Origin of the sequence: Paenibacillus apii (assembly GCF_011043685.1) — a bacterium.
Classification (GTDB): domain Bacteria; phylum Bacillota; class Bacilli; order Paenibacillales; family Paenibacillaceae; genus Paenibacillus_AQ; species Paenibacillus_AQ sabinae.
In genome coordinates, this window is sequence record NZ_JAAKGU010000001.1 from 131,850 (window position 1) to 148,667 (window position 16,818).

Consider the following 16,818-nt stretch of genomic DNA (forward strand, 5'->3'; position numbering starts at 1 on the left):
AATTGCGTTCGACTTCCCTATTGATTCTCTATTCTACTCCGGGTTCCCCGTCTTCCTCCGACCACTTCTTCTCCAGCAGGCGGTCCGCCAGCCGTTCAAATGACTCCGGCTGCAGCAGCTCCACAGGCGAAAATCCTTTATCAAAAGTAAACGAAGAGCCTTCGATCACAAGCGCATAACGGTCGCCGAGCGAGGCGATATGGATTTTGTCGCCGAAATCCGCAAGAAATCCTTTGACATAGGTGTCTCCGATTTTGAATTTCAGCTCGATTTCCGGCTTGATGTCGATGATCCTCGCCGCCGCTTCAATGACTTCCTCAGGCTCCCATTTGTTCTGGATGTCCCGCTTCTCGCTTGCGGCCCAAAGCTCCAGATCGCGCTCAGTCTGCTGGCGTTCCTCATGGGACTCGTCGGGCCATTTTGTCTCCACGTAGCTCTGCACATACTCCATCACGTGGTCATTCACAATCTCGGGAATCGACTGCTCGTACGTCACGAACTTCAGAAAATCCTCAAAATATCGGGCGTGTGAAGACTGATGGATCTTGAGCTCCCACTCCTCCACCATGCCTTCCTCCAGCATATAAGGATATTGAATCGACTTCATATTGCGGGCGCTGATCGCCATTTCCACTTCGCTGATCAGACTGCGCTCATCGGAAATCCGGGCAATCTTGGGCTCAAAATCGCATTTCATAATGAACACGAACGGATCATCCCCGTGGTTACGGAGAACGGCCTGGGAAACAATAAGCGCTCCCCCGCGTACCGCGCTCGTATCAAGGTAGCTTCGGACCAGATCATCCCCGAAATTGTGAAAGGATTCCACGTCATCGGCCGCGCGCAGCCGCGTCAGCTGATTAAAGTTCGGATTGCTGTCAAGGTCGTACCCCGGCTCCACCAGAAACCGTCCGATCTTGGTCGGGGCCTGTTCCGAGTTCGGGTTCTTTTCCACCTTGCGCTTCGCGGTCCGCGTAAACTCCCCGTCGAGGAATTTCTTAATCTCACTGTGCTCATACTCTTCTTCATCCAGGGTCTGGTAATGCTTGTACGATTTCGCGCCTTGCCCTTCTTTTCCTTCGACCTGAATCACATAGAAGGACAGAAACTGGACGTTGAATTTCATGTCTGCTTACCTCATTTATCAATGTTAGATTTCAAAGCTGGAGCTGCAGGCGGGACATGGCTTCTTCTTTTTCCCTATCCGTAATATGGGTGTACACCGTCGTTGTCTGAATCGAGGAATGGCCAAGCAGCTCTTGTACGGTCCGCAAATCCGCGCCCTTCCTGAGCAGCATCGTAGCAAAAGAATGCCGCAGCTTGTGGCTGGAATAAGCGCGCCTGCGCACAGCCGGAATCCCGCTCTGGAACCGCTGAAAGGTCTCGGCAGCTATCCCCTGTATAGCGCGGATCGAGAGGCGGCGGCCTTTTTGCGAAATGAACATCGCGTCTTCCCTGCTTCCCCGCCAAGGCGTCAGCCGTTCCTCAAGTGCTTGCTCCAGATAAGGGGCGATGTCCGCCGGCACCGGCACGTTTCGCCATTTGCGGCCTTTGCCGAAGACGCGCAGCGTGCGCCGCTCTGGATGATAATCCCCCAAACCCAGCGTATGTACCTCTCCGACCCGCAGACCCATATACGCCATCAGCAAAAAAATCGCCAGATTGCGCTCTCTGTACTTGCCGTCGACATGGGCCAAAAAAAGCCGCATATCGCCCTCGTCCAAAAAGACCGGCTCCCGGTTCTTCTCGGTCTTGGACTTCTTAATGCCTGATGCGGGATTTGCGGCAAGAAGTTCAAGCTCGATCAGCGATTTGAAGAAACAGCTGACCGAAGCGTGCTTGCGGTTCCTCGTCGCGTCGCTGACTCCTCGTTCGCGCATGGAGGTCAGGAAGGAGATGACGTGCAGCTTTTTGACAGTATCCAGTTTCTTGCCGTTTAGACTGTTCAGGAACTGCCGGATATCGGCCAGATACGATTTTTGGGTATACGGGGTATAGCCCGCATCCTTCATCCAGACGTTAAAAGCTTCGAGTTCTTCCTCATACTCCAGCAGAGCTTCGTCCATTTTCGGATTTCCTCCTCCCCTTTTACCGACCTCTTATTATAGCAAATCACAACTTAGCCGGGAACACCTTGGCGCTGCCACCCCGCAGCATGTTTTTGCACCATTTCCATAAAAGCTTCGAGCGCAGGAGACTTCCATTTTTTCCGGTGATACGCAACCTGGGTCGCCACCCGCTGGGATTCATCATCCCAGTTCAGCCGCGCAAGCGTTCCTTCCGAGAGTTCTTTTTGCACCGTAACCAGCGGTAAAAAAGATATGCCCAGACCGGACATCACGCACTGCTTGATCGCTTCGATGCTCCAGAATTCCAGCTTCGGGTCCGGGTACACGCCATGCGCGTTCAAATGCTGCTCAAACAGTATCCGGTACGAACAACCCGTCTCCGTATGCAGAATCGTCTCCTCTTTCAAATCGGACGGCTCGACTGCGGATAGGCGAACCAGCCGGTGATTCACCGGCGCCACGAGCGCCATCTCCTCCTGCACCAGCGTTTCGATATGCAGATCCCGGTCCTCCTGCTCGGGCTGCAGCAGAAAGGCCAAATCGACCTCGCCCGAGCGGATCATTTCCCGCAAATCCCAGCAGAAACCGGGCTTCAGGATCATCTCCACCTGGGGATACTTTTCCCGGTATTCACGGATGATTCCGGGCAGCCGGAAAGCCGCAAGGGATTCGGGCCCGCCGATCTTGAGCGATCCACCGATGCCGCTTTGCGAGCGCAGCGCGTTCTCCGCCATGGCGTGCATTTTGGAAATCTCCTGGGCATACGGCAGCAGGCGGCGTCCGGCGTCGGTCAGAGTAATTCTTTTGCCGATCCGGTTGAACAGAGGTTGACCCAGCTCGTTCTCTAGTGCCTGAATTTGCGCCGTAATGCTGGACTGGGCGTAATCCAGCTTCTGCGCCGCCCGGGTGAAGCTCCCGGCTTCCACCACGACCAAAAAAGTAAAAAGATGACGGGATTCCATCGACACGCACCCTTCCATCGGAATTTTGAATGGATGTCATCTAAACATTCCGTTTTTCCAATAGGACAATTATCTGATACTCTTTAAGAAAAGACAAGATAGAAACAAGAAAGGCTGGATGATTGTAATGAAGGAATCCAATTCGCTGCAAAACCATATCGGGATGCCGCAGGCGATCGCTCTGTATATCGGTGCGGTGCTCGGATCGGGGATCCTGATCGTCCCCGGACTGGCAGCGGAAATGGCGGGGCCCGCTTCGCTGCTCGCTTGGGGATTCATGACGCTGCTGATTCTGCCGATGGCGCTCTCGATGGGGCTGCTCTCTGCGAAATTCCCGAGCGCCGGCGGCGTATCCCATTTCGTAACGCTCGCTTTCGGAGAACGTGCCGGCACGCTGGTCGGCTGGTTCTTCCTGATGTCCGTCCCGATCGGCGCTCCCGTAGCCGCCCTGACCGGAGCGGGCTATATGTCCGCCGCCATGGGTTGGGGCGAACCGGCGCGAATCGCGCTGGCCGCCGCAATTCTTGCTACTGGTCTTGGCATGAACTGGGTCGGCATGCAGCTTGCCGGAAAAGTGCAAATTGCCGTCGTAGTGGCCATCGTTGCCGTACTCGTCTTTGCTTTTGCCGCCGCGCTGCCCCGGATGGACAGCGCCTCTTTCACGCCGTTTGTTCCCCACGGCTGGATGAACGTTGGCAAGGCAACGGCTATTCTGTTCTGGTGCTTTATCGGCTGGGAAGCAGTGTCCCATCTGTCCGAAGAATTCAAGGACCCGCAGCGCGCGGCAGTTAAAGGGGTTACCATCTCTGCTATCATTGTCGGCGCGCTCTATTTCCTGACGGCGCTGGCCGTGGTCGGCACCGAAAGCTACCTTAAAGGAAGTTCCTCCTCGCTGGTCTGGATGATCACCCGGCCGCTTGGACATTGGGGCGGACTGATCGCCGGACTTACGGGTCTGTTCATCTGCACCGCCACGATCATCGCCTATGTCGGCGCCGCTTCAAGGGTGGCCTATGCAATGGCCCGCCAGGGGCACGCCCCTCAGTGGATGAGCCATATGTCCGGCCGGTTCCATACGCCGATCGGCGCGCTGGGTTTCCTACTGCTGTGCTTTACAACAGTGATGACACTGTACGGCAGCGGCCTTGTGTCGCTGACTACCCTCATCACCTTCCCGAACGCCACCTTTATCCTGACTTATATCGGAGGCTGCGCGGCGGGAATCCAGCTGCTCAAGGGCAGCCGGTTCGGAGTGACCATTAGCTGGATTTCCTTTGCCGCAACGGCAGCTGTGTTCCCGTTCACCGGAATGGCGATTGCCTACCCCGGCATCATCGCCGCTTTTTATTTGATCTTCTCCTATTATAATAATAAGCGGAAGACGGCCATTAAGACCCAGCCTGCGCCGGTGAAACTTTCGGATCAGCGGAGTGAAGTGTCCTAATAGCGAATAACGAAAACGCCGGCAGAGCATCGGATGAAGCTCTGTCGGCGTTTTTTTAATGTAATGATGTACCCAGGTTTAACGGGATTTGTACCCTATATAAGCTGAACTTAAGATTTTTCCATCAGATATCAGTCGTAACTACGAGGAATGTTTGGACTTCCGGCCGCTGTTGTCCCCAGATTTCTTGATTTATACCGCTCTCTGCAGATGAAATCCGGAGACAAAGGCGATCGCTATCGCTCCTACAGTTCCAAACTTCCCCTTCGTTACTCCTTGGCCTGATGCCATTTTTCAAGTTCATCTTATATAAGCGGTTGGGCGTCCTTTTGTAAAGCCGTTCTTTATTTTCCCGCCTGACTGGCGGAATTGATATTAGTTTACATAAAATATATTATGTTAACTAATTTTGTTATTTGGATTCATTTTCCATATTTAGCAACTTTCTCGCCACTTCAGGAGTCAAATACATAGAAGTATAACAAGGAGATGATCTGTTGAAAAAAACAGCCTATATTTTGAACGCGCTGCTCGCCACATCCCTGCTTACCGCCGGTGACGGTCTTTACGGACACATCGCCGCGGCCGATTCCGTACATGGCAATACCTCTTCCGTTTCTGCTGCGGCTGACACCAAAGCTCCAGCACTTAAGCTGCTCTGGCAGGCACAAACGAACGGAAGCAGACTTTATGATAAGCAAGCCCCCGTAACAAACGGCCTTGTATACTATGCAGCAAGCGGCAAGCTCATGGCAGCAGATCTCGAGACAGGTAAGGTGAAATGGTCCATCCCGGGAGGACAGTATCCCGAAGTTATAGCAGGCAGCTCCGTCTTTTACATTACAAGCGGCGGCAATCTGGTGCGTGCGGATGCCCGAAGCGGGAAGATAACTTGGAAAGCGAAAGGGATCGGTACCTTTTCAGAGGCTGGAGCGCATGCCGGACTTGTAAACGGAACCTTGATTTATTTTAACGAAAACGGCGGAATCGCCGCCTACAATCCTTCTAACGGCAAGAAAAAATGGGAGAACACAGCATTGCCCATGTACGCAGGCTCCCTGATCGGCCAATACGACGGCGTACTCATCGTGTCCAGTACGGTCGATAATTACCGAACGCAATTTTTCGGCCTTGACCCCGCTACCGGCAAACAACGGTGGAGAACCGAGGGCGTTTACTCCTTCCTCGCCTACCGTAACGGACAGCTTATGATGCGCCGGCTGCCAAGCCTTTCAACGGTTACCGGCGGAGTGGCGGCTTCGGGTTATTTGGTCACTTGGGTTCAACTGAGTCCCCGAACGGGAAAGGTGACCAGAACAGAGAACTACACTCCTCTTCATGATATAAGCCGACTCGGCAACAGCTATACCTCAATTAAAGGCCCCTATCTCTATACCGCCGACGGCAATCTCGAGAAGAATGAAGCCTTCCTTCGCCGCTATACTTTAGGCCAAGACAGCAATGCCAAACCTGTCAGCTATGAACAGTTTGGAAAATGGTTGGCTGGCCCGGAAAACGGGATGGCATTCTTTTCACAGGAAACCGAATTGATCGGTGTCAAACTTGGTAATCTTAGTAAAGTGTCCTACGGCCGCTTTCCTTGTCCCATTGCCCGTGTCCAAGCCATAGGCAGGCGGGTATTCGTCAGTTTGGACAACGGAGACTTTTACTTGATCGAGGCGGAAACGGGCAAAAGGCTCGGGCGTATCGCAACGAAAGCTACAGAGATCGGTAACGCCTATACGGTCAATGGCACGCTTCTCGTTCAGACGAATAAGGGATTATTGGCCGCCGCCCTCCCAAGATCGTTGAAATAGTAACAAAATGGGGCAAATCCACCCGTCCACTTCTCCATCCACCCGAATAAAAATCGCTTAAAACAAAAACAGCGTATAATATATGTTATACGCTGTTTTTTTGCGGCATAAATGGCCGTATTTTCGATCAATTTACGGCCAGCCCATTTCTTCCGAACTTCTGTAACATCAAACTTGCTTCAATAGATCGTAATGATACAAAAAGCTATAGCAGTGCTTTAACTGTTCCTTTTCTTAAAAAAATGATATAAATCATCCGTTTTATTTGTTATAAATACCAACTCTTTGTTTTGAAATACAAGAATTTGGGGGTAGGTATTTAAGTTAAATATCTTTTCGTAATCAAATTTATTTTTATCCCGTATATCAATAAAGCTGATATTTGTTATTGCCTGTGTAACCAATTGCTGATTGTTTATGTCGTTTATTTTTTCCTGCAAGGAATCAATAAATGAATCGTCAAGGGACTTATTTGTAAAAACATGTACAGAAAAAACATTTTTATTGTTTTTTAATAATTCGTCTATCGCCTTAGCCGAGTCATCCTGAGTACAACCAGAAACCATTAAGATTAGGGATATAAAAATCAATAATTTTTTCATGCCTATCCTTCCTTTAAAGGAATAAAACGGTCACGGTCGTCACATCAATAAGCAGCAATTCTTTAGGAGCCGAGAGTTTGGCGTGGTATTATTGATATCATTTTCTATGGCCAGGTTATTAAGCTTGCTGTAAAGCCTCCGGCTCCGTCACTTGTTCGTCCAATCTTAGCTCCATAAGCTGCCCGGCATGGGTCAAACCGGCGCCAAAGCCGTACAAGAGAACCCGATCCCCATTTTTAACTTTTCCTTCGCGAATGCCGAGGTCAAGAGATAAAGGGATGGTCGCAGCCGAAGTATTCCCGAAGTGGACCAAGCTGTACAGCGTCTTGTCCATCGGGTGTCCTATTTTTTCACAGATCGGCTCGATGATCCGCAGGTTGGCGCTATGAGGAATGAACCAGTCTACTTCGTCTATGGTCATGTCCGTTTTCTTTAAAAGTTCTTTGATCCCGCCTGGAATCTTACGAACCACCCACCGGTACACCTCACGGCCATTTTGCACAAGGCTTCTTGTATCGACTAATTCGATGTCCTTTACTTTATTCGCTAAATTAGCCCGGTACACATGGTGCGCCCCGCTCCCGTCACTTTCGAGGTGATACCCCATGAAGCTTTGAAAGTGGTCATCCCGTTCGACCAGCACGGCGCCGGCACCGTCTCCAAAGAGCACGCAGGTGGTCCGATCGGTGTAATCCGTGATTTTGGACATGGTGTCCGCGCCGATGACGAGTATTTTCTTGTGAAGTCCGGATAAAATCAAACTGTGCGCAGTATGCAGCCCATAGACAAATCCCGAGCATGCCGCACTTAGATCCATCGCTCCCGTCTGGGCGATATGTAACCGGTCCTGAACAAGGCTGGCAACCGAGGGGAACGTAAAATCCGGCGTACTGGTCGCTACGATAACCATATCTACATCTTCTACGCTTTTATTAAATCGCTGAATCAGATTGTTTACTGCAGCAACGCACAAATCACTGGTAAACTCATCCGGACGGCTAATTCTGCGCTCCTGAATTCCGGTCCTTTGAATAATCCATTCATTATTCGTGTCAACCATCTTCTCCAGATCAGAATTGGTTAATCTTCTGCCTGGGACGTAACTTCCTATTGCGGTTATTCTTGCTCCTGCCATCCGGATCACCTCATATTGGATAATAAGCTGATATTAGTACCTGGTACTAATTATAATGTAAGTTGCTGGAAAACGCAATCATTCTTCAAAACCGCCCTGCCGAACCGCTTGCCGCCCGCCCGCATAGAATAACAGCGAGATCAAGTATTGGGCAGAGGTGGAATCGAACATGGCTAAAAACAAGCGCGGCAAAGCGCTGTGGCGGATGCCTTCCCGGGCCAGAGGCACTTGCCCTCTGTGCGGCAGCACGAGGATCAAACTGTTATACACCGCAGTAGGAGCTCAAGGCGAAAAGCTGACGGTATGCAAAAAGTGTCAGGGCAAAAAAGCCGGATAAGCAGGTGATTTTATCGTCCACTCCTTCCTTTACCCTGCCTTTGACGCTATAAACAGGTAAAGACCGCTTCTTTGCGAAGCGGTCTTTTGGGTGCTGGAATAAGGAGTGTCAGCTGCCGCAGCAGGATTACAAACGCAGGCCAAATCTTTTTAACTCGATAAAAATCCCTTCCAGCTGTCTGCCCTTCTCCGTGATTGTATATTCTACGCGCGGAGGCACTTCCGGATATACCTTGCGTTCTACGACACCGTTCTCTTCCAGCTCTTTAAGACGGAGCGACAGGGTCTTCGGACTGATGCCGACCATCGATTTCAGCAGATCACTGAAGCGCAGCGTCCCTTCGATCAGGAGGTCCCGGATAATTAAAAACGTCCATTTTGTCCCGATCACGTCCAGCGTCTTGGCAATGGGACATGACTCGCCGGGCGCTCCTTTCGTTAGAACGACGGGTTCATTCTCGCTCATCGAAACATCCTCCATACAAATATTTTAACTTGGTAAACCCAATCATATCACAACAATATATTTTCGGAAACTATATGAATAAAATATCACTACTTCCCTAAATGAACTTACTACTTATATAATAGCCTTGTGTTACAGCTTACAAATAAAGGAGACGGAGAAATGAAAAATATTCTGATCATCAACGGCCATGAAAAATACGGCGCCGCGGAAGGTAAATTGAACCAGACCCTGGTGGACCGGATGGTAAGTATTTTAAGTGAAAAGAACAACGTGCAAACCACTATTATTCAGAACGGGTACAACAACGAAGAAGAGCATCGGAAGTTTTTGTGGGCCGACGTGGTCATTTATCAAACGCCCATCTACTGGTTCAGTATTCCCGGGCTGTTCAAAACGTATATGGACGAAGTGTATGAGTATGGCATCTTTTTCAAGGGCGGTGACCGGTACGGAGAAGGCGGCTTATTAACCGGCAAAAAATATATGTTCTCCACCACCTGGAACGCTCCCGAGCAGGCATTTGGCGATCCGGAGCAGTTCTTCAAAGGGGAAACGCTGGACGAGGCTCTCGAACATCTGCATCGTGTTCAGGAATTTCTCGGCATGGAGGCTTTAAAAAGCTTTGCCTGCTACGATGTCATCAAGAATCCGAAGCTGGATCAATATCTGTCCGAACTGGAAGCCCATCTGCACGAAGTGCTGGGTGCTTAACCTTAAGCGAACAACGCTATTGAACGACACTGGGAACGACATTAAAGGAGGATATATTATGCTGCACAATCAAAAAGTGGTCATTATCGGAGGTAGCTCCGGGATTGGTCTGGAGGCGGCCAAACAAGTCATTGCGCTTGGAGGGGAAGTCATTATTGCCAGCCGCTCGGAAGAGAAACTGCAGAACGCGAAAGAACAACTGGGCGCGAAAGCGTCGGCCCATACGCTGGATACGGCGGACGAACAGCAGGTGAAGTCCTTTTTTGAAACGATCGGCACGTTCGATCATCTGGTCGTCAGCGCCGCAGTAACTTCCGGAGGGTCCTTCCTCCACACGGAAACCGCCCAGGCCCGCGAGTTGTTCGAGAGCAAATTCTGGGGCCAATATTATGCGGCAAAATATGGAGCGCCAAACATTTCCCCGAACGGTTCCATTACCCTGTTCTCCGGCGTTGTCGCTTACAAATCGATGATCGGCTCGTCCGTACTGGGCGCGGTTAACGCTGCGGTGTCCAATCTGGGCCAGACGCTGGCCTTGGAGCTCGCTCCCATCCGGGTGAATATCGTGTCGCCGGGTATCATCGATACGCCTTCGAGAGGTAAAATGCCGGAAGACGCGCGAAATGACTTCTATGCATCGGTGGCGGGCAAACTGCCGGTACAACGGGTGGGCACAGCGGAAGATACCGCGCAAGGCGTGCTGTACCTGATCCAAAACGGCTTCGTGACCGGAACCGTTCTTCACGTCGACGGCGGACACCGTATTATTTAAGGCAATCAGCGCAAAATTCAAAAACTTGGAAAGCCGTACTTCCTCCTTCGGGAAAGAAGACGGCTTTTGTTCATTCCGCATACCATTCCTGAAGCTCCCAAAGTTTTCGCCGCACAAAAGTCCGAAGCTCCTTCGGGGCCATCACCTCGGCATAAGCGACAAGCTCCAGCACATCCCGGCAGGCCGCTTCATACCCATACATATTTACCGTCAGCAGAACCGTATCCTTATCCAAGGCTTCGTGCAAAATATCCAGCTTGTCCCGCAAATTCGCGCCCGGCTCTTTCACTTTGAGAACGACCGGGTACTGCTCATTCTCTCGTCTCGACAGCTTAAAAGACTCATTCCGCTCTTTCCAATACGCCTCCAGTGAGAAATCGGCGGGAATCTCGAACATTTCCTCTTCCTGCCGGGCTTCTGCGATCCGCTCACATTTGAAGATCCGCACTTCCTCCGCCTTCTCGCAGTAAGCGGCCAGGTACCATTCCCCCTGCTTCACCACCAGCCCATAGGGGCGTACACTTCGGAGCGATGTTTCGCCTCCCGGCTTCAGGTAGTGAATCGTCAGCTTATGCGACTTCCAAAGCGCGGACCTGATCTTTTCCAGGCAGGGAACCGCCGGGCGCTCGCTCCACCAGGGCGTATCATCGAAATAAAACCGGGATTTTGCCTTATGCAGATCCGGTTTGTAGGCGTCCGGCAGTGTTTTTTCCAGCTTCAGCAGCGCATTCTTGAGCTTCTGTCCCGACTCGGTTCCCGCGCCGGAGTAAATGCCGAGTCCCGTGAGATACAGGTGAACGACATCGTCGCTATGCAGGCTGTTCAGATCAACTGTATAGCCTTCCATAAGGGAGAGGCCGCCGGAAGGTCCCGGAGTGCTGACTATCGGAACGCCGGCTTCGGCCAGCGTATCCACGTCGCGATAAATCGAACGGACGGAGGTTTCGAGCGCTTCCGCAAGCTCCTTTGCTTTTATCTTCCCTCTGGACTCCAGCAGCAGTAAAATCGCAACCAGCCGGTGCAGCCTCATCACTCGCCCTCCTTTAGCGAACCATAGAATTTTTCACATGGCGATTTCCATATCGTTGCCACTTAGCTGTCAATAATTCAAGTATATCATAGAGCAAGAACGTTAGAAGGAGATGGAATTCATGAATATTGGCGTACTCGGGACGGGATTTGGGGCTTATCATACCCGCCTGCTGAAACAAATGGATCTATGCGGACGCGTGGTCGTGTTCGGAAGAGATGAGGGCAAGCTGGCTGTTTTGGAACGTGAGTTAAAGGTAGAGATTACCCGGGATTTAGAGGGACTCTTGCGCGATCCGGATATCGATGTCATCGATTTGTGTCTGCCCTCCCCGCTTCATGCCGAAGTTGCGGTCAAGGCGCTTGAGCATGGAAAGCATGTCTTTTGCGAAACGCCCGTATGCTGCTCTATTGAGGAGTCTGCGGCGATGCTGGATGCGGAAAGACGCTACGGTAAAAGAGTGCTGGTAAACCGGTTTATCCATTTTGACCCGGCCTATGCGTTTCTGCGGGAGTCCTGCCTGAAAGGAACGTACGGCAAGCTGATGTCACTCACTTTAAAAAGGGAGACGCCCCCGCTCTGGGGTGATCTGGGCCTAGGCTCCCTCCCTGTTCAGTTCATGATTCACGATTTGGACTTTATCGAAGGGCTGATGGATTCGCCGGAGCTTCGATCCGCCTGGGGAACTGAATATAGGGATGCGCAGCAGTCGCTGGTTCGGGCGGTCTTCGGACAGAATGGCATGATTGCGGAAGTTGTCTCTTCCTCGGGAATGCCTGACGGATATCCCTTTACTGTAGGCTATGAAGCTTATTTTGAATCGGGCAAGCTGGTTTTTCTTGAACAGGATTCTGGAGACCAGTCCGATGCCGCTTTGATGGAATACACCGCCTCCAGCGCACAGCGTCTCATTTTGGAGGAGATGAATCCGTATGCAGCCACCTTGGAACACGCGCTTCTAAGCTTCGAAAACGGTAGGAATTCGCTTCTTTCATTGGACCGGGCGGCCCGTTCTCTGGGAACCGCACTTGAAATCCGGCGGCAAATCTCCCAAAAGTAGCTTGTGCTTTCCCAGAGTTTAGGATATCCTGTTAAAGACAACTTCATAGACACGGGAGCTCGGAAATAGCCGGGCTGAGAGGATGGCCCTATGCCATCGACCGTAAAACCTGATCTGGGTAATGCCAGCGGAGGAAACGTCACAGGCTTTGTATGTTCAAAGACCGCTTCTTCGGATGCGGTCTTTTTTGCGTACCTAGTCTCCTCCGGCGCTTCACACTATTAAGAGGAGGAATTGAAATGACAAGTCAAAGTCAAAAAGTGTATGTGAAAGGCTCGCGGGAGGACATTCGAGTTCCCATGCGCGAGATTACGCTGAGCGATACGACCGGGGTTGACGGCGGCGCAACTCCTAATCCCCCAGTGCGGGTATATGACGCCAGCGGCCCTTATTCCGATACGCAGATGTGTACGGATATCCGGAAAGGACTCCCTCCGCTCCGTCATAGCTGGATTTTGGAACGCGGGGATGTCGAGGAATACGAAGGCCGGGACGTAAAGCCGGAAGATAATGGATTGCGGAATTTGGAGCAGGACCCTAACGCGGAAGTCTTTCCGGGACTCAAACGGCGGCCGCTGCGCGCCAAAAGCGGAGCCAATGTTACGCAGATGCACTATGCCCGTAATGGCATCATCACACCGGAGATGGAGTTTATTGCCATCCGCGAAAATGTCGATCCTGCGTTTGTACGGGACGAAGTCGCCAGCGGCAGAGCGATCATCCCTTGCAATATCAATCACCCGGAAAGCGAGCCGATGATCATCGGACGGAACTTTCTTGTCAAAATAAACGCCAATATCGGAAACTCAGCAGTCTCCTCCTCAATCGACGAAGAAGTGGAGAAAATGCGCTGGGCGACCCATTGGGGTTCCGATACGATTATGGATCTTTCGACTGGCCGTCATATTCATACGACCCGGGAATGGATTGTCCGCAACTCCCCAGTGCCTGTAGGCACGGTGCCGCTGTATCAGGCGCTGGAAAAAGTCGGCGGCAAAGCGCATGAGCTGAGCTGGGAAATCTATCGCGATACTCTGATTGAACAAGCCGAGCAGGGCGTCGACTATTTCACGATCCATGCGGGCGTGCTGCTGCGCTATGTCCCTTTGACAGCCAAACGCGTAACGGGCATCGTATCCCGCGGCGGCTCGATCATGGCGGCCTGGTGTCTCGCCCATCATCAGGAGAACTTCCTGTATACTCATTTTGAGGAAATCTGTGAAATCATGAAGACGTACGACATCGCGTTCTCCCTGGGAGACGGCCTGCGGCCGGGTTCCATCGCCGATGCCAATGACGAAGCGCAGTTCGCTGAGCTTGAGACCCTTGGCGAGCTGACCAAGATTGCCTGGAAGCATGATGTGCAGGTGATGATTGAAGGCCCGGGGCATGTTCCGATGCAGAAAATCAAGGAGAATGTCGACCGCCAAATGGAAGTGTGCCAGGAAGCGCCCTTTTACACGCTTGGACCGCTCACGACGGATATCGCGCCGGGCTACGATCATATTACTTCCGCAATCGGCGCGGCGATGATCGGCTGGTTCGGTACGGCTATGCTCTGCTACGTAACGCCTAAGGAGCATCTGGGCCTCCCGAACAAGGACGACGTCCGCGAAGGCGTCATCGCCTACAAGATCGCGGCGCACGCGGCCGATCTGGCCAAAGGGCATCCCGGTGCCCAGGAGCGGGACGACGCGCTGTCCAAAGCCCGGTTCGAATTCCGCTGGAAGGACCAGTTCCAGCTGTCGCTCGATCCCGAGCGGGCGATTGAATATCATGACGAGACCTTGCCCGCGGAAGGCGCGAAAACGGCGCATTTCTGCTCAATGTGCGGCCCGAAATTTTGCAGCATGAGAATCACGCAGGACATCCGGGAATATGCCAAGCAGAATAATCTGGAGGATGCCGAAGCGATTGAACGCGGAATGAAGGAGAAATCACAGCAGTTTGCGGAGGCGGAACACGGGTTGTATCGTTAATGGGTTAGTGAATCGGTTGTAATGAATAAACGGCAGTCTGAAGCAAAAAGCTTCAGGCTGCCGCTGTTTTTTTGGAGCTATCTTGTACTTAAGTGAAGTTTCTTTTGAAATTCGAATTTGCTATGACTGATTTTATAACCATGATCTTGTATTTAGGAACTTGACCGGTCTAACAGTCTTCCTTTGACAAGCAGATAATTTATTTTCTTCAGTCTTCCGTTCTGCACTCTCTCTTCGATTATTCCATCTTTTTTGACAGAGGGTCTTTCCCGGTCTCGTTTCGGAAACTGAACCGAATCATCGGTGAGTAAATATGCTGCTACATCCACCGCCCCTTTCGGTAAATCTTTTCCCGTAATATTTTTCGCCCTGATCACAAAGCTGCCATTCGCGGAATCATACGTATACGAAATCGGCATGAATGCATTGTTGTCTATGATTTTACCCGGAGGCGCTGTCCAGGCACCATTTTCAATATCCTCCAGCGTATATTTAATCATTTCCGTTTGCATCAGGTTCTCGCCCGTCAGCGTGTATAGTTGATTCGCTTCATCCCAACTGCTCTGGATGCCCAAATGGTTGGCAAGCACGCTAATAGGGATGAACATTGAATTCTCGCTCAACACTGGATTCGTATCCAATTGGTCAGTGATTCCGTTAACCGTAACCGTTTTGGAACCAATAGTGAAAATAACCGTTTTATCGTCCATGCTAATTGTAGCTGTCTTACTCTTGGCGTCGTAGCCCACTTTTGCCCCGATCAGCTCGCTGATTGAGCGCAGCGGAATCATCATCCTATTGTTCGAATCTATGTAAGGTGATTTTGGTACGGTGTAGAGCACATAAAAATCGTTGATTTTCAGCAATACAGGGTAATCTTTAGGCGCAGCTAGGGCAGTTTCTGAATTAGCACTTACATCAATAACTAAAAGCATAAAAGCTGTCAATATTACCGATATCATCTTTCTCTTTACTTTCATATCATTTTTACCTCCATATAATAGCATCTCTATTAATGGACGTATTTACCACAAAAAGGTTGCAAAATGGAAAATCTCTTGCCACGCAGGATTTTATCATTCAAATTCGAATATCTTATAGTAGAATTAACAGAAAAGGAGTTTTGTTATTGAGCCAAGCCTTATTGATTATCGATGCGCAGCAGGAACTCATTGAAGGAAAAGATAGTGAGCCAGGGGTATTTAACAAGGAAGGACTTCTTCAGAATATTAATGCAATTATTGAACAAGCTTCGGAAATGAGTCATTTCGTCGTATTCATGCGGGATCTGGATGTTGCGGAGGGCAAGGGTGAGGGCTTTGAGATTCATCAAGAAATCAAAGTACCCGCCGACGCCATGATTTTTGATAAAAAAGCGACCAATTCCTTTTATGCCACCCCATTACTGGAGGCGCTCAAAGCTAAACAAGTCGGACATCTGATCATTATGGGATGCAAAACAGAACATTGCATTGACACGGCCGTAAGAGCCGCTACCGTTGAAGGTTTTGATGTGACCCTTGTGGAAGACGGACATTCAACAACGGGTACCGCCATCTTATCGGCTGAACAAATTATTGGGCATCATAACCAAATCCTGCACGGCCACTATAATGTGGACCATTTTTCCGTCGTGAGAAAGGCCGAAGAGGATTTATTTCAGCCGCCCCACGACAAGTATAGGTAAAAAGTAAGGTTTGACTTTGATCGGGATGCCTAGGGGATGATTTCAAAAACTTACCCGTTTCTAAAAATCTTCTTTGATTTCATCTTCAGGGTCCCAAATCGACCATGCCGCTTCTAACAAATTCCCTTGATTATCCCTAAAATAAAAATACTTGGCCTCCCCGGCTCCAAGTGCCTGAATGTCTTGAACTTCAACCTGATTCTTTTTTAAAAAATTATGGGTGAATTCAATATCAGGGCAGTTTAAAGCCATAATCGGAAACGGTTGTCCATTCCTCGTAATTTCCAATGACTGATCGTTCCGGGTTTCAATTAATAATAATGCAATGGAATTTTTGTGGGGTTGATGCATGACAGCAAGAAAAGAACCTCGATCCTGAAACTTGTCTATTACTTTAAAATCCAGATTTCGGGTATACCATTCAATGGATTCATCAATGTTCGTCGTTGGAACATACACATATCCGATACGGGTGAAAGCAAATTCTTTCTTCATCAAGATCGCTCCATTCGTGGGTATGGATAAATATTCTTCTTCCAGCTCTTTCTCAATGTCCTCGTTCTTCATATCAAATTCATTCTGGTCTTTAATCCCTAATTTTTCTTTAATTAATTGGATGTCTTCATGATGGTCCAAGCAAAATCGAAAGCGCTATCGTTCCAACAACAGCTATTATAGTACCAAATAATGCAGTCATTGAGTGTCCTCTCTTTTATTTCTTGAATGATAAATTAAGAGTGTATTG

The 16,818-nt window shown here is 50.2% G+C and carries 17 protein-coding genes and 1 riboswitch; of the genes, 8 read left to right on the top strand and 9 right to left on the bottom strand.

Translation table 11 applies throughout. The features are described from left to right. Window positions 1-28: 28 nt before the first annotated feature. From G5B47_RS00695 to G5B47_RS00705, 3 genes are read right to left on the bottom strand one after another with little or no spacing between them, the layout of a single operon-like run. Entirely contained in the window at window positions 29-1,126 is a 1,098-nt protein-coding gene (locus G5B47_RS00695) for a DUF3900 domain-containing protein (RefSeq protein ID WP_165093316.1), read from the bottom strand. A 31-nt stretch (window positions 1,127-1,157) separates the two neighbouring features. Then, a complete protein-coding gene (locus tag G5B47_RS00700) occupies window positions 1,158-2,066 on the bottom strand; it encodes a tyrosine-type recombinase/integrase (RefSeq protein ID WP_165093318.1) in 909 nt (302 codons plus the stop codon). A gap of 53 nt (window positions 2,067-2,119) precedes the next feature. After that, window positions 2,120-3,031, bottom strand: a complete 912-nt coding sequence (locus G5B47_RS00705) for a LysR family transcriptional regulator (RefSeq protein ID WP_165093319.1) — start codon at window positions 3,029-3,031, stop codon at window positions 2,120-2,122. A 127-nt stretch (window positions 3,032-3,158) separates the two neighbouring features. On the opposite strand from G5B47_RS00705, the gene G5B47_RS00710 reads away from it, so the two are divergent. Both G5B47_RS00710 and G5B47_RS00715 read left to right on the top strand, forming a co-directional pair. Next, a complete protein-coding gene (locus G5B47_RS00710) occupies window positions 3,159-4,475 on the top strand; it encodes an APC family permease (RefSeq protein ID WP_165093320.1) in 1,317 nt (438 codons plus the stop codon). 497 nt (window positions 4,476-4,972) lie between these two features. Next, entirely contained in the window at window positions 4,973-6,292 is a 1,320-nt protein-coding gene (locus G5B47_RS00715) for an outer membrane protein assembly factor BamB family protein (RefSeq protein ID WP_165093322.1), read from the top strand. Between the two features lie 218 nt (window positions 6,293-6,510). Here the strand turns inward: G5B47_RS00715 and G5B47_RS00720 are convergent, their stop codons facing one another. Both G5B47_RS00720 and G5B47_RS00725 read right to left on the bottom strand, forming a co-directional pair. Continuing rightward, window positions 6,511-6,894 carry a lipoprotein gene (locus tag G5B47_RS00720; RefSeq protein WP_165093323.1) on the bottom strand — a complete coding sequence of 128 codons (384 nt, stop codon included), beginning with the start codon at window positions 6,892-6,894 and terminating at the stop codon, window positions 6,511-6,513. A 118-nt stretch (window positions 6,895-7,012) separates the two neighbouring features. Continuing rightward, the gene (locus tag G5B47_RS00725) at window positions 7,013-8,029 is read right to left on the bottom strand and encodes a ketoacyl-ACP synthase III (protein WP_165093325.1); all 1,017 of its coding nucleotides are present in this window, start codon (window positions 8,027-8,029) and stop codon (window positions 7,013-7,015) included. Between the two features lie 169 nt (window positions 8,030-8,198). On the opposite strand from G5B47_RS00725, the gene G5B47_RS00730 reads away from it, so the two are divergent. Next, window positions 8,199-8,366 carry a hypothetical protein gene (locus G5B47_RS00730; RefSeq protein WP_165093326.1) on the top strand — a complete coding sequence of 56 codons (168 nt, stop codon included), beginning with the start codon at window positions 8,199-8,201 and terminating at the stop codon, window positions 8,364-8,366. 126 nt (window positions 8,367-8,492) lie between these two features. On the opposite strand, the gene G5B47_RS00735 is transcribed toward G5B47_RS00730, so the two are convergent. Further along, complete coding sequence (locus tag G5B47_RS00735; RefSeq protein WP_165093327.1) at window positions 8,493-8,831, bottom strand: winged helix-turn-helix transcriptional regulator; 339 nt, start codon at window positions 8,829-8,831, stop codon at window positions 8,493-8,495. Between the two features lie 162 nt (window positions 8,832-8,993). Between G5B47_RS00735 and G5B47_RS00740 the strand changes: the two genes are divergently transcribed. Next, a complete protein-coding gene (locus tag G5B47_RS00740) occupies window positions 8,994-9,545 on the top strand; it encodes an NAD(P)H-dependent oxidoreductase (RefSeq protein WP_165093328.1) in 552 nt (183 codons plus the stop codon). A gap of 58 nt (window positions 9,546-9,603) precedes the next feature. Beyond that, window positions 9,604-10,317, top strand: coding sequence for an SDR family oxidoreductase (locus G5B47_RS00745; protein ID WP_165093330.1), 714 nt, complete (start codon window positions 9,604-9,606; stop codon window positions 10,315-10,317). A 70-nt stretch (window positions 10,318-10,387) separates the two neighbouring features. Here G5B47_RS00745 and G5B47_RS00750 read toward each other — a convergent pair whose 3' ends face one another. Continuing rightward, on the bottom strand, window positions 10,388-11,347 hold the full coding sequence (locus G5B47_RS00750) for a helix-turn-helix transcriptional regulator (protein WP_165093332.1): 960 nt from the start codon (window positions 11,345-11,347) through the stop codon (window positions 10,388-10,390). 121 nt (window positions 11,348-11,468) lie between these two features. Between G5B47_RS00750 and G5B47_RS00755 the strand changes: the two genes are divergently transcribed. Then, the gene (locus tag G5B47_RS00755; protein WP_165093333.1) at window positions 11,469-12,407 is read left to right on the top strand and encodes a Gfo/Idh/MocA family protein; all 939 of its coding nucleotides are present in this window, start codon (window positions 11,469-11,471) and stop codon (window positions 12,405-12,407) included. Window positions 12,408-12,449: 42 nt separating this feature from the next. Next, a riboswitch (TPP riboswitch) is annotated at window positions 12,450-12,561 on the top strand. 85 nt (window positions 12,562-12,646) lie between these two features. After that, complete coding sequence (thiC, locus tag G5B47_RS00760) at window positions 12,647-14,386, top strand: phosphomethylpyrimidine synthase ThiC (protein ID WP_165093335.1); 1,740 nt, start codon at window positions 12,647-12,649, stop codon at window positions 14,384-14,386. Between the two features lie 152 nt (window positions 14,387-14,538). Here thiC and G5B47_RS00765 read toward each other — a convergent pair whose 3' ends face one another. Beyond that, a complete protein-coding gene (locus tag G5B47_RS00765; RefSeq protein ID WP_165093337.1) occupies window positions 14,539-15,366 on the bottom strand; it encodes a copper amine oxidase N-terminal domain-containing protein in 828 nt (275 codons plus the stop codon). A 149-nt stretch (window positions 15,367-15,515) separates the two neighbouring features. Between G5B47_RS00765 and G5B47_RS00770 the strand changes: the two genes are divergently transcribed. Further along, the gene (locus G5B47_RS00770) at window positions 15,516-16,073 is read left to right on the top strand and encodes an isochorismatase family protein (RefSeq protein ID WP_165093339.1); all 558 of its coding nucleotides are present in this window, start codon (window positions 15,516-15,518) and stop codon (window positions 16,071-16,073) included. Between the two features lie 60 nt (window positions 16,074-16,133). Here the strand turns inward: G5B47_RS00770 and G5B47_RS00775 are convergent, their stop codons facing one another. Then, a complete protein-coding gene (locus G5B47_RS00775) occupies window positions 16,134-16,640 on the bottom strand; it encodes a VOC family protein (protein WP_235957057.1) in 507 nt (168 codons plus the stop codon). Window positions 16,641-16,818: the final 178 nt, after the last annotated feature.

Excerpts from the sequence above, each read along its gene's own strand:
- G5B47_RS00720 (WP_165093323.1), bottom strand. The coding sequence starts at position 6,894 with ATGAAAAAATTATTGATTTTTATATCCCTAATCTTAATGGTTTCTGGT.
- G5B47_RS00745 (WP_165093330.1), top strand. The coding sequence starts at position 9,604 with ATGCTGCACAATCAAAAAGTGGTCATTATCGGAGGTAGCTCCGGGATT.
- G5B47_RS00765 (WP_165093337.1), bottom strand. The coding sequence starts at position 15,366 with ATGAAAGTAAAGAGAAAGATGATATCGGTAATATTGACAGCTTTTATG.
- G5B47_RS00735 (WP_165093327.1), bottom strand. The coding sequence starts at position 8,831 with ATGAGCGAGAATGAACCCGTCGTTCTAACGAAAGGAGCGCCCGGCGAG.
- thiC (WP_165093335.1), top strand. The coding sequence starts at position 12,647 with ATGACAAGTCAAAGTCAAAAAGTGTATGTGAAAGGCTCGCGGGAGGAC.
- G5B47_RS00725 (WP_165093325.1), bottom strand. The coding sequence starts at position 8,029 with ATGGCAGGAGCAAGAATAACCGCAATAGGAAGTTACGTCCCAGGCAGA.
- G5B47_RS00730 (WP_165093326.1), top strand. The coding sequence starts at position 8,199 with ATGGCTAAAAACAAGCGCGGCAAAGCGCTGTGGCGGATGCCTTCCCGG.
- G5B47_RS00775 (WP_235957057.1), bottom strand. The coding sequence starts at position 16,640 with ATGAAGAACGAGGACATTGAGAAAGAGCTGGAAGAAGAATATTTATCC.
- G5B47_RS00710 (WP_165093320.1), top strand. The coding sequence starts at position 3,159 with ATGAAGGAATCCAATTCGCTGCAAAACCATATCGGGATGCCGCAGGCG.
- G5B47_RS00705 (WP_165093319.1), bottom strand. The coding sequence starts at position 3,031 with ATGGAATCCCGTCATCTTTTTACTTTTTTGGTCGTGGTGGAAGCCGGG.
- G5B47_RS00740 (WP_165093328.1), top strand. The coding sequence starts at position 8,994 with ATGAAAAATATTCTGATCATCAACGGCCATGAAAAATACGGCGCCGCG.
- G5B47_RS00750 (WP_165093332.1), bottom strand. The coding sequence starts at position 11,347 with ATGAGGCTGCACCGGCTGGTTGCGATTTTACTGCTGCTGGAGTCCAGA.
- G5B47_RS00755 (WP_165093333.1), top strand. The coding sequence starts at position 11,469 with ATGAATATTGGCGTACTCGGGACGGGATTTGGGGCTTATCATACCCGC.
- G5B47_RS00700 (WP_165093318.1), bottom strand. The coding sequence starts at position 2,066 with ATGGACGAAGCTCTGCTGGAGTATGAGGAAGAACTCGAAGCTTTTAAC.
- G5B47_RS00695 (WP_165093316.1), bottom strand. The coding sequence starts at position 1,126 with ATGAAATTCAACGTCCAGTTTCTGTCCTTCTATGTGATTCAGGTCGAA.